Below are 11,838 nucleotides of genomic sequence, written 5' to 3'. Positions count from 1 at the left end.
GGCGATTGCACGGGCTTGGCCGGCGTCGTTGGCGAACCCATTGCCGTTGCCACGAACTGGACGGCCTGATCGGGTGCCGTCATAAAGGCACTGCGCTCCGGCAGATGCCGATGGATTCGCGGCGGAGAAGCCAGTTTGATCGAATTCCTTCTGTTGATCGGGGAACGGCTCGCGCGGGGCTTTGCCATAGAATTTGTGCGCTATCTTGTTGGCGCAGCCGGCGTGGCGCTGTTCTGCTGGCTGGCGCAGCGCTGGATTGCTGCCCGGCGCATTCAACGCCGTGCCGCCAGCTTTGCCGATCGTCGGCGCGAATTTTTGCAGTCGGTCCAGACCATCGGCATCTTTGCGATCGTCAGTCTCACCACGTTCGCGCTGTTCAAGGCGGGTGTCCTCCACATCCAGCGCAGCGTTCCGCACGTCGGCGTGCTGATGGCGCAAGTGGCGGCGATGGTGATCCTGCACGATGCCTGGTTTTACTGGATGCACCGCACGCTGCACCACAAAGCGTTGTTCCGCCGCGCCCACGCCACCCATCATCTCAGCCGCACGCCGACCAGTTGGGCCGCCTACAGCTTTGCGCCGATCGAGGCAGTCGCTGAATCAATCTACATCCCGTTCATGCTGATCGTGCTGTCGGCGGTGACACCGCTTTATGGCCTGGCGATCTTCATCTTCCTGGGCCATCAGATCATCCGCAATGCGATCGGCCATTCCGGGTATGAACTGGCGTGGCCTGGCTTCACCCGATCGCCGCTGACCGGTTGGCTGACAACAACAACCCACCACGATCTCCACCACACCGAAGGCCGCTATAATTTCGGGCTGTATTTTACCTGGTGGGACCGATGGATGGGAACCGAACATCCACGATATCATGCGGTGTTCGAGAATGTCACACGACGGCCTGCAACGGGAAATGTCGCCGAAGAAATGGCTTGAGCTGAACCTTCGGTTTGGATCGCGTCCCGGTGATCGGCGACGAACCTACAGCCCCATCTCCGCCGCCGCCGCCCTGATCCGCCCCTGCACCGCCGTATCGCCATTGAACGACGCCAGCGCCTGATCCCGCGCTGTGCGGGCCGCTGCGACATCGCCGAGCACCTGGCGGGCGCGCATCAGGCGTAGCCAGCCGGCTTCGTCCTTTGGGTTGGTCTTCAACCGGTCGGCGAGCCGTTCGACCATGCCGCGGATCATCGCCTGCTGATCGGCCGGGGCCATCTGCTGCACGGCCTGCACCTGTTCGCGGCTGGGGCTGGGCATCACGCCGGCTGGAGGCGCGGCACTGGCGGCAGCCGCAGCAACGGTTGAATCCGGCACGCCGGGCACGGCGGCCTTGCCGGCCGGCTTGGTGGCGGCAAGGCGCGCAGCGATGTCGATGCCGGCGGCCTGTGCGGTCTGCTGGATCACGGCGCGCAATTGCGGCAGCCACGGCGCGTCGGCGGGCGAATCGGCAAGCAGCGTCAGCCAATCATTGATCGCGCCCTGGCGATCGCCTTGTTCAGCCTTGCGCACGCCAAGGAAATAGCGGGCGCGGGCATCGGCGCCGTCTTGCTGCGCGGCCTTTTCAAAGGCGGCAGCGGCAGCGGGCGTCACCTGGCCGCCGGCATCCTGCACCAGCGCTTCGCCATAGGCAGATTGATAGCCAACGCCATCGGGTTTCAGCGCGATGGCGCGGGCATAGGCCTTGGCGGCATCGGCGTAGCGCCCGGTCTGGAAATAGCTCCAGCCCAGCATGCGCCAGCCTTCGGGATCATCCGGCGTCGATTGCATCTTGGCTTCAAGGCCGGTGATCAGCTGCGCCACTTCAGCCGACGGCGCACCTTGCGGCGCAGCGGCCGGCCCGGCCGCCGCAGCAGTTGCAGCCGGAGCCGGTGCGGCGCCACTGGCCAGTTCCGGCTGGCCCATACTGGCATAGAGAGCGGCGGCGGCCACCGCGACCATCCCGGCCAGGCCCAGTGCGACGACAGACAGGCTCTTCTGCCCCAGCGTGCGATCCAGCTCGGTCGGGATATGGCCGGCCGCCAGCAATCGCCGGCGGACTTCGTTACGCAGGCCCTCGGCTTCGGCGGGCTGGATGCTGCCGGACGCCAGTTGCACGTCCACATCGGCCAGCTGATCCTTCAGCACGGCGATGGTGGCGGCGCGGGCATCCACCCGCGCTTCGTGGCGACGCACCAGCGGAATGGTGAGCCAGGCGGCAGACAGCGCCGCCAGCACGGTGAGGATGATCCAGAGTGTCATGAGGGTCTCAGTCAGATGGGTCGGACAACCGGTCAAGCTCGGCCTGTTCGGCTGCGGTCAAAGCTGTGTCGGCGGCAGCAGCTGGGCGGCGCCGCTGCCACAGGATCAGGCCGGCGCCGCCCAACAGCAGCACGGCGAATGGCCCCGCCCACAGCAGCAGCGTGTCGCCTTCCACCGGCGGGTTCAGCAGGACGAAATTGCCATAACGTTCAACAAGATAGTCGCGCACCGCCGCGTCGCTCTTGCCCGCCGCAATCTGTTCGCGCACCAGCAGGCGCAGATCGCGGGCCAATGGCGCATCACTGTCGTCGATCGACTGATTCTGGCAGACGACGCAGCGCAAATCCTTGGATAACGCCCGCGCCCGCTGTTCCTGCGCCGGATCGGGCAGCATTTCATCAGGGAGGACGGCCGCGGCCGGCGCTGCAAGCAGCAGGGCCAGGGCAATGATCAAGCGCTTCATGCCTCGGCCCGCAATTGCTGCATCAACGGCTTGATCTGGCCTTCCCACACCTCCGGGCTGATCGGGCCGATCTGCTTGAAGCGCACGCGGCCCTTTTTATCCACGATGAAGGTTTCCGGCACGCCGGTAACGCCCAGATCGATGGCGGTGCGGCCCACTTCGTCAGCGGCGACACGGGTATAGGGATTGCCATAACGCGCCAGCCAGCTTCGGCTGTCTTCCGGCTTGTCTTTCCAGGCGATGCCGTACACCTTATAGCCTTCGGCTGAAATACGTTCCAGCACCGGATGTTCCTGCGGGCAGGCGGCGCACCAGCTGGCCCAGATGTTGAGCAGCCGCGGCTCGCCCTTGAAGCTGGCGCTGGCAAAACCCGGTCCGCCATTTGCCTCGGCGGCAATGCCAGGCAGCGCGAATTCCGGCAGCGGCCGGTCGATCAACTGGCTGGGCAGGGCCTTGGGGTCTTGCGTCAGGCCAAAGCCCAGAAACGCCGCCAGACCGGCAAAGGCGATGATCGGCAGGATGAAGATCAGGCGTTGCATGGGACCAGCCTATTCCGCCGGAACCAGGCCGGGCGCAAGAGCGGCCCGCACCTGTGGCACCCCGATGCGGAAGCGGCGATCCGCCAGCGATGAAGCGCCGCCCATCGCCATCAGCAGCCCGCCAAACCAGATCCAGCCGACCAGCGGATGCCAGTAGATGCGCACCACCAATCCCTGCCCGCGCGCATCGGACTGCACATCGCCGATAGCAATATACTGGTTGCCGGCGATCGAAGCGTTGATGCCGGCTTCGGTGGTCTGGTTGCCGGAGACGGTGTACATCCGGCGTTCGGAGAACAGGGTGGTGGCGCTGCCATTCTGCGCCACGGTGAACTGGGCCCGCAGCGCGCGATAATTGGCGCCATCCACTTCCTGGGCATCCACCATCGTCACCCTCAGTGGCCCGGCGCTGGCCGTCTCGCCGGGGCGCATCACCAGGATCTTCTCGGCCGAGAACGCCCCCATCGATGAAATGCCGGCCGTGGTCACGCCCAGGCCAGCATGGGCCAGCACCAGGCCGATGGTCGCCGCCGGCGTGGTGCGCACCAGCCGCCATGAGAAGCCGCCTGCGCCCCGCCAGCGCCGCACCAGCACCAGCACCGCGCCCAAAATGAGCCACGCGCCCAGCGCCAGACCAAGCGCCGATGCCGCCTGCGCCGTCCCCAGCCACAGGGTCAGGCCCGCCAGCAGCGCCAGCACGGCCGCCGCCGGCACCAACAGCTTGCGCCCCACGCGGCCCAGTTCATCACGCTTCCACGCCAGCACCGGCCCGACCGTGACCAGCATCAGCAGCGGAATGGCCAGCGGCGCGAACACCAGGTTGTAATAGGGCGGGCCGACCGAGATCTTGTTGGTGGGCGCGATGGCCTCCATGATCACCGGATAGAAGGTGCCGAGGAACACCACGGCCGTCAGCGCCATCAGCAACAGATTGTTGAGGGTGAGGCCAGCTTCGCGGCTGACGCTGCCGAACAGCGCGCCCGACCGCAGCATCGGCGCGCGCACGGCAAACATCGCCAGCGCCGTGCCGGTGGCGCCGATGATCATCGCGAGGATGAACACGCCGCGCTTTGGATCGACGGCAAAGGCATGCACCGACGTGAGAATGCCGGAGCGTACCAGGAAGGTGCCGACCAGCGACAACGAGAAGGCCAGGATGGCGAGCAGGATGGTCCAGCCGGCCAGGCTCCCGCGCTTTTCGGTGACGATCGCCGAATGGAGCAGCGCCGTGCCGATCAGCCACGGCATGAAGCTGGCGTTTTCCACCGGATCCCAGAACCACCAGCCGCCCCAGCCCAGTTCATAATAGGCCCAGAAACTGCCGAGTGCGATCCCGCAGGTGAGCGGCACCCACGCCGCCAGCACCCAGGGCCGCATCCAGCGCGCCCACGCCGGATCGGCGCGGCCTTCCATCAGCGCCGCCACGGCAAAGCTGAAGGTGACCGAGAAGCCGACATAACCCAGATAAAGCAGCGGCGGGTGGAAGACGAGGCCAGGATCCTGCAACAGCGGGTTGAGTTCCGCGCCATCGAACGGCGCCGGGCTGAGCCGCGCAAAGGGGTTGGAGGTGAACAGCGCAAACGCCAGGAATGCCACCGAAATCATCGCCTGCACGGCAAGCACCCGCGCCTGCAAAGTGGCCCGCAGATTGTCACCAAAACGGGCAATGCCGGCACCATAGATGGACAGCACCAGCACCCAGAGCAGCATCGATCCTTCGTGGTTGCCCCAGGTGGCAGCCAGACGATAGGGCAACGGCTGCGACAGCGCGCTGTGGTTGGCGACCAGCGCCACCGAAAAATCGGCCTGGCCGAACAGGGTCATCAGGCAGGCAAAGCTCAGCGCGATCAGAAGGGCCTGCAACCCGGCCGCAGACCGCCCGAACGCCATCAACGCCGCGTCACCGCGTATGGCCCCCAGCAGCGGCAAGGTCGCTTGCGCCGCGGCCACCAACAGGGCGAGGATCAGGGCGAAATGGCCGATTTCGGCAAGCATGGGCGCTGCGTCTCCGATGGGGCGGCAAAACAGGATCGTGCATTAATTGCATGCCTGACGATTCTTGCTCTAGCCGATGCGTATCAAGATGCTAGGATTTATCCCGAACAAGCGTAGGAAGACAGGGCTTGAACCGGGGGGCAAAGCCATTGTGACGACGTATCGCATCGCCATCGTGGGCTCCGGCCCGGCCGGCCTGTCGGCCGCGGCGCATGCAGCACGGCTGGGTCTCAGCCATGTCCTGCTCGAAAAGACCGACCATCTTTCCGATACGATCTATAAATATCAGAAGGGCAAGCATGTGATGGCAACGCCGTCGCAACTGGTCCTGCGTTCCCCGCTCGATTTCGATGCCGGCAAGCGTGAAGTGGTGCTCGGCACCTGGAATGACCAGACCGCAGCGGCTGCCGTGAACGTGAAATATCATGCCGAGGTGAAGTCCATTGTCGGCACCGGTGATCCGATTCCCGGTTCGATCATGAAGATCGTCAACCGCAAGCGCGACGGCACCAGCGAGACCAAGGAAATCCAGCGCCTCGCCCCGCCCTATCGGCTGACGCTTACCAATGGTGAGGAGGTTCTGGCCGACACGGTGATTCTGGCAATCGGGACCCAGGGCAACCCCAATCTGATGGCTTGCGCCGGGGGCAACCTGTCCCATGTGCAATATCAGCTCGATGATCCGACTGCCTATACCGATGAACATATCTTCGTGATCGGCGGCGGCGATGCCGGCATCGAAAACGCGCTCGGTCTGGCCGCGGATCCGGCACAGAACAACACGGTGACGCTGGTCAACCGCTCGGCCGATTTCGCCAATGCCAAGGATGCCAACGTCAAGGCCTTGATGGGGGCGCGCGATTCGGGGCGCATGAGCGTCATGACCGAAACCACCACCAAGCTGATCGAGCCGGACTGGGTGACGCTCGACACCCGCGACGGCGAGGTGCGGGTCCGCTGTGATCGGATGATTGCCCGGATGGGATCGGCGCCGCCGCGCGGCTTTGTGGAAAGTTGCGGGGTGGAATTTGCCTCGAATGACCGGCTGGCCTTTCCAAAACTGTCGGCCACCTTCGAATCGACGGCGCCGGGCATCCATGTGGTCGGCGCGCTCGCCGGCTATCCGCTGATCAAGCACTGCATGAACCAGGGCCATGATGTCGTCGAGTTCATCAACGGCAATCTCGATCTGAAGCCCGCCGATGAGCCCATCCTTGAAGCCAAGCTGGCCGGCTTGCCCGGCAAGCGCAGCGTTGCCGAGTGGCTGGAACATCTGCGGACCAGCGTGTCGATCCTGAACGGCATGAGCAGCCTGCAGATGCGCGAGTTCATGCTCGATTCGCGTGTGCAGGCGTACCGCGCCGGCGATGTGGTGTTCGAACGCAACGCGCCGGGATCATCGCTGTTCGGCATCGCCGAGGGCCATGTGCTGGTGGAGGTCAACCCCACAGACCCGTCGATCACCGTGCCGGTGGGCGCCGGCACGATCTTTGGCGAAATCGGCCTGATCTCCGGGCGGCAGCGCGGGGCCACCATCCGGGCCGGCAGCGATTGCGTCTTGGTGGAAATCAGCCGCAATGCCGCGCTGAAGCTGATGAGCCAGGTGCCATCGGCCGCGCGCGAGATCACCCGCGTCACCACCGAACGCAGCCTGCTGCAGATCTTCAAATCCGGGCTGGTTGCCAGTGATCTGGTCGATGTGATCGCCGCATCGAAGGTCGAAAGCCTGCGCCCCGGCCAGGAGATCATCAAGGAAGGCGAAATCGACGACGCAATCTTCCTGATCCGATCAGGTTCGATGGTGGTGGAAAAAACGCTGGGCGGCAAACCTGTGTTCCTTGCCTATGTACCGGCCGGGTCGTTCGTTGGCGAAACGGAAGTCATCGAGGGCGGCCCGCGCGGCATCACCGTCCGTGCCGCGGTGAAAAGCGATGTCATCCGCCTGTCCGGCGAGCCCTTCCGCGCCCTGCTCGCCGCCAAACCGCAATTGCTCGACAAGGTCCGCGGCGAGATGGCCAGCCGGGTCGCCGTGAACAACTTCATCGAATCCAAGAAGGACAGTTTCTCCGGCATCGTCGAGACCTTCACAGGAGTCGCCAATTTCCTGGTGGATCAGGGCGTTGGCGAAGCCACCGACGTGCTGCTGATCGATGAAAAGCTGTGCGTCGGTTGCGACAATTGCGAAAAGGCCTGCGCTGATACCCATGATGGCCTGTCGCGGCTGGACCGCGAAGCCGGCCGTACTTTTGCGCATCTTCACGTGCCGACCAGCTGCCGCCACTGCGAGCGCCCGCACTGCATGGCCGATTGCCCGCCCAACGCCATTCACCGCGGCCCCACCGGCGAAGTCTATATCGACGACACCTGCATCGGCTGCGGCAATTGCCAGCGCAACTGCCCCTATGGCGTGATCCGCATGGAAAAGGAGCCGCCAAAGAAACCCTGGCTGCTCAGCTGGTTCCTGTTCGGCAGCGGCCCGGGCCCCGGTGAGCCAAGCTACAAATGGTCGAAAAAGGCCGATCCGGCCTATGCCGAAAAGGCCAAGAAGGCGGTCAAATGTGACATGTGTTCGGGCCAGGATGGCGGCCCGGCCTGCGTGCGCGCCTGCCCCACTGGCGCCGCCATCCGCGTATCGCCCGAACAATTCCTCAGCGTGGCGCTGATGGCGCGGGACGGCAACTGATGGCCAGCAACGCCGCTGCCACAAAAGCCGCTGCCTCAAGCCAAGGCACCCGCAAGGCCATGACCGGCAAGGCGGTGAAGCGCGCACCGCGCGACGCCGTGCATGAAAGTTTTCTCACCCACCGCCGCGCGCGCTGGGCGAAAATCGCCGCAACAGTGTCGCTGGTCGCCCTTGCCGCCTATCTGCTCACCGATCCGATCCCGCGCCACAATGGCGGCACCTGGCTGGGCTACACGCTGGGAACCATCGGCGCCGGCATGATCATCTGGCTCAGCCTGCTCGGCGTGCGCAAGCGGGTGATCGGATCCAAGCCGTTCAGCCTGAAGGGCTGGACCAGCGCCCATGTCTATCTCGGCCTGTCACTGATCGTCATCGGCACGCTGCACACCGGTTTCCAACTCGGCTTGAATGTCCATACGCTGGCCTGGGTTTTGATGATGATCGTCATCCTGTCTGGCCTGTGGGGCATCAGCCTTTATGCCACACTGCCCGAAAAACTGTCGGCCAATCGCGGCGAGTTTACCCAGCTGCAGATGCTGGAAGCGATCCGCACGCTCGATCGCCAGCTCGATTCCGCCGCGCAGCCGCTGGGGCCGGACGATGCCGCGCTGGTGCGGATGAGCCTGGAACAGTGCCGGATCGCCGGGTCATTGTCCCAGCGCCTGTTCGGCAGTTATGCCGACGACGGCAATGCACGGGCGCTCGCTGCCGTTTCGGCACGCGTGACGGCCGACAGGCGGGCCGGCCGCGTCGATGAAGCCGTGCAGCAGATCCAGTTCCTGCTCGAGCGCAAGGAGGCCGCCCTGAGCCAGGCGCGCCGCCATATCCGCCTGAAAGCCCGGCTGGAATTCTGGCTCTATATCCACGTGCCAGTAACCCTTGCGTTGCTGGCGGCGCTGCTGGCGCACATCCTGTCCGTGTTCCTGTATTGGTGATGGCGATGCTTGGTTGGCAATGCATGGGGGGCCGGTCATGAGCTTCATCATCCGCCAGGTCGCCAAGCGCGCCGATGGCGGCGACATCATCCGCACACGCACCTTGTCTGCCGCCGAAATCAGCGTCGGGCGCGGCACTGATTGCGATATCCAGCTGGCCGATCTGGCGGTGATGCTGCGCCACGCCCGGCTGGTGGAAATCGCGCCCGGCCGGGTGAGTGTGGAAACCACCGGCGGGGTCCCGGTCGAAGTGGCGGGCAAGTTCGTCACCCGTGCCGATGTGGCGATCGCCGATGCGCCGGTGATCGATATCGGCCCGTTCCGCCTGTCGCTGTCGACAGGCGACGGCGGTGCCGTGGCCATCACGGCCGAGCGCGTGGTGCCGCCGATGGATACGGCAGACGCGGCGCAGGAAGTTTCGATCTTCTCGCTGCAGGGCGCCATGCCCACCCGGCGCCGGCTGGCCTGGGTGGGGGCGCTGGCGGTGCTGGCCATCATGCTGGTGCTCCCGCTGCTGCATTTCCTGGGCGAAGGCCAGGCCGCCCTGCCCCGCGACATGCTGGCCGAGGCGGCGCAGCTGGGCCCGGCGGCGCCGGCCTTTGGCCTGCAGGTGGCACAGCCGCGCGCCGTGCCGGCTGGCGGCCCCGCGCCTGACGAACTCTGGTCCACCGGCACCTTGTCCAACGCCCATGCCAGCCTGGCCAACAATTGCGGTGCCTGCCACAACAAGGCCTTCGTGTCGGTGACCGACAGCAGTTGCCAGGCCTGCCACACACCGGCCGCCCTGCCCGAACATGCGAAGCCCGCGCGGTTGGCGGGCAGCCAGATGCCGGAAGGCGGCATCGTGGGGGCCGCGCACCGGGCCTTCAACCTGCCGCAGGGCCGGTGCACCAGTTGCCACAAGGAACATGAAGGCGAAGCCACGGTGATGACGGTGGCGGCCAGTTTCTGCACCGATTGCCACGATGGCATGAAGAGCCGGCTGGGCGACACGCAGGTGGCCGATGTACAGGATTGGCCGAAGCATCCGGATTTCCGCGCGACGCTGGTCTCAGCACCGGCGCCGGGCACGCCGCAGTTCACCCGCATCGCGCTCAGCGGTGCGCGCGAGCAATCCGGCCTGATCTACCCGCACGATCTTCACCAATCGACGCGCAATGCCGTGGCCAACATGGCGCTGAAACAGGGCCTGCCCACCAGCGCCGATGGCGCCCTGCCCTGCAATTATTGCCACAAGCCGGACAGCGATCAGCTGCGCTTCAAGCCGATCGAGATGGAGGCCAACTGCGGCGCCTGCCATGATCTGGCCTTTGCCCGCGATGGGGACACGCTGCGCACGCTGCCACATGGCAAGCCGGCGCAGGTCGCCGGCATCATCCGCGATTTCTATCTGTCGCAGGCCGTCGCGCCGCGGGCCGGCGTGCAGCGCATCGCCTTTGAACGTCGCCTGCCCGGCCGCATGGCCGAGCTGGAGGCTACGCAATTGCGACTGGGCGGCATCGGCGATGCCCGCACGAGGGCGGCCTCCGCCGTCGAGGCGGTATTTACCGGTGGCGACACGCCCGGAAAAGGCATCTGCACCGATTGCCATGCGGTCGCCGATACCGGCGCCGCCGATATCACCAAGCGCTTCGCCATCGCGCCCGTATCGATCAACGATCATTATCTGCCAAAGGGCCAGTTCCCGCACGGCCAGCACAAAAGCTATGACGGAAAGACCGGCCAGGCGGCCTGCATCGCCTGCCACACCGGTGTGCTGAAATCCAAGACATCGACCGATGTGCTGATCCCCGGCGTGGCCAACTGCCGTGAATGCCATGGCGCGCCGCCGAAAAGCCTGCTCCCCGCCGCAGGCAAGGCCGGCGCCAGTTGCGACACCTGCCATGGCTTCCACGAAGGCAATGGCGGCAGCACCCCGTTGCCGGCGGGGCATGGTGGCACCGCGGCGCGCGTTGCGGCCGTGCGCAGCCCAAGGGCCCGTTCCTAGTGCAGGTGGGCCTGATACAGGCGGCGGGCTTGCGCATTCATGAAGATTGCGTCACATTCGCTAAAGTCTGCGTATCTGTCGGCGATCAAGCTGTTGCCATTCGGGCGCAGCGCGCGGGGGCCATGCAATGTTGATTGCCCAGGTGACTGATATACACCTTGGCTTCCAGCCGGACGACCCGGCGGAGCTGAACCGCAAACGCTTTGACGAGGTGATCGATTCGCTGCTTGCGCTCACCCCGCAACCTGATCTGCTGCTGGCGACCGGCGATCTGACCGAAAATGGCACGGATGCGTCTTACCAGACGCTGAAAACCGTGATCGATCGCCTGCCCTTTCCGGTGCTGCTGGCGCTCGGCAATCACGATGTTCGCAGCAATTTCTGCCGTGTATTTCCCGACGTGCCGATCACGGCGACCGGGCATGTCCAATATACGCTCGTCCATGGTGCCTTGCGCTTTGTCGTGCTGGACACGCTGTCGGAAGGCCATCACGGCGGTGCCTTTACGGCCGATCAGGCCGCCTGGCTGGATGCGGAATTGGCGCAAGACACGCGGCCGACCGTGCTGGTGCTGCACCACCCGCCGATCGAAACCGGCAATGGCTGGATGACCGAGGATATTGATGCGCCCTGGGTCGGGCGGCTGGCCGCCGTGGTGGAGCGCCACCCCCATATCATCCGCATGGTCACCGGCCATCTGCACCGCGCCATGGTCACCAACTGGCACGGCACCACGCTCGCCGTCTGCCCATCGAGCGGGCCGCAAGTCGCCATCGATTTCCGCGAGATCGACCCGGAAAATCCGGATGGCCGCGACATGATCGTCGCCGAAGCCCCCGGCTTTGCCCTGCATTACTGGACCGGGCGTGACCTGATCACCCAGTTCGGCAGCGGCGGCGATCACCCGGTGCTCGCCCGCTACAACGCCCGCATGCAGCCGACCGTGCAGCATATCCTGGCGGAGCGCACGGGCGCGCATTGAGGCGCCGAGCAGC

At 65.4% G+C, this 11,838-nt stretch carries 9 protein-coding genes; 5 read left to right on the top strand and 4 right to left on the bottom strand.

What is annotated here, in order from left to right; translation table 11 throughout:
* Positions 1-135: 135 nt before the first annotated feature.
* Positions 136-939: a sterol desaturase family protein gene (locus AC6UUM_RS03700; protein ID WP_500803998.1), complete on the top strand. Its 804-nt coding sequence runs from the start codon at positions 136-138 to the stop codon at positions 937-939.
* 45 nt (positions 940-984) lie between these two features.
* Here the strand turns inward: AC6UUM_RS03700 and ccmI are convergent, their stop codons facing one another.
* The 4 genes from ccmI to AC6UUM_RS03680 are packed head-to-tail and all read right to left on the bottom strand — an operon-like array spanning position 985 to position 5,238.
* The gene (ccmI, locus tag AC6UUM_RS03695) at positions 985-2,241 is read right to left on the bottom strand and encodes a c-type cytochrome biogenesis protein CcmI (RefSeq protein WP_500803997.1); all 1,257 of its coding nucleotides are present in this window, start codon (positions 2,239-2,241) and stop codon (positions 985-987) included.
* 7 nt (positions 2,242-2,248) lie between these two features.
* Positions 2,249-2,704 (bottom strand): cytochrome c-type biogenesis protein, encoded by a 456-nt coding sequence (locus tag AC6UUM_RS03690; RefSeq protein ID WP_500803996.1) that lies wholly within the window; start codon positions 2,702-2,704, stop codon positions 2,249-2,251.
* On the bottom strand, positions 2,701-3,243 hold the full coding sequence (locus AC6UUM_RS03685) for a DsbE family thiol:disulfide interchange protein (RefSeq protein ID WP_500803995.1): 543 nt from the start codon (positions 3,241-3,243) through the stop codon (positions 2,701-2,703). The genes AC6UUM_RS03690 and AC6UUM_RS03685 overlap by 4 nt, the downstream gene beginning before the upstream one ends.
* Positions 3,244-3,252: 9 nt before the next feature.
* Entirely contained in the window at positions 3,253-5,238 is a 1,986-nt protein-coding gene (locus AC6UUM_RS03680) for a heme lyase CcmF/NrfE family subunit (protein ID WP_500803994.1), read from the bottom strand.
* Positions 5,239-5,386: 148 nt separating this feature from the next.
* Between AC6UUM_RS03680 and AC6UUM_RS03675 the strand changes: the two genes are divergently transcribed.
* The 4 genes from AC6UUM_RS03675 to AC6UUM_RS03660 all read left to right on the top strand — a co-directional run bounded on the left by AC6UUM_RS03675 (position 5,387) and on the right by AC6UUM_RS03660 (position 11,825).
* Positions 5,387-7,921 carry a cyclic nucleotide-binding domain-containing protein gene (locus AC6UUM_RS03675; RefSeq protein WP_500804900.1) on the top strand — a complete coding sequence of 845 codons (2,535 nt, stop codon included), beginning with the start codon at positions 5,387-5,389 and terminating at the stop codon, positions 7,919-7,921.
* A 59-nt stretch (positions 7,922-7,980) separates the two neighbouring features.
* Positions 7,981-8,856, top strand: coding sequence for a hypothetical protein (locus AC6UUM_RS03670; RefSeq protein WP_500804899.1), 876 nt, complete (start codon positions 7,981-7,983; stop codon positions 8,854-8,856).
* A gap of 37 nt (positions 8,857-8,893) precedes the next feature.
* On the top strand, positions 8,894-10,843 hold the full coding sequence (locus tag AC6UUM_RS03665; RefSeq protein ID WP_500803993.1) for a cytochrome c3 family protein: 1,950 nt from the start codon (positions 8,894-8,896) through the stop codon (positions 10,841-10,843).
* Between the two features lie 127 nt (positions 10,844-10,970).
* Positions 10,971-11,825, top strand: coding sequence for a phosphodiesterase (locus AC6UUM_RS03660; RefSeq protein WP_500803992.1), 855 nt, complete (start codon positions 10,971-10,973; stop codon positions 11,823-11,825).
* Positions 11,826-11,838: the final 13 nt, after the last annotated feature.

Source organism: Sandarakinorhabdus sp. (assembly GCF_987265915.1).
Note: the sequence above shows the minus strand (reverse complement) of the source record. Positions and strands in the feature narration are given on the sequence as shown.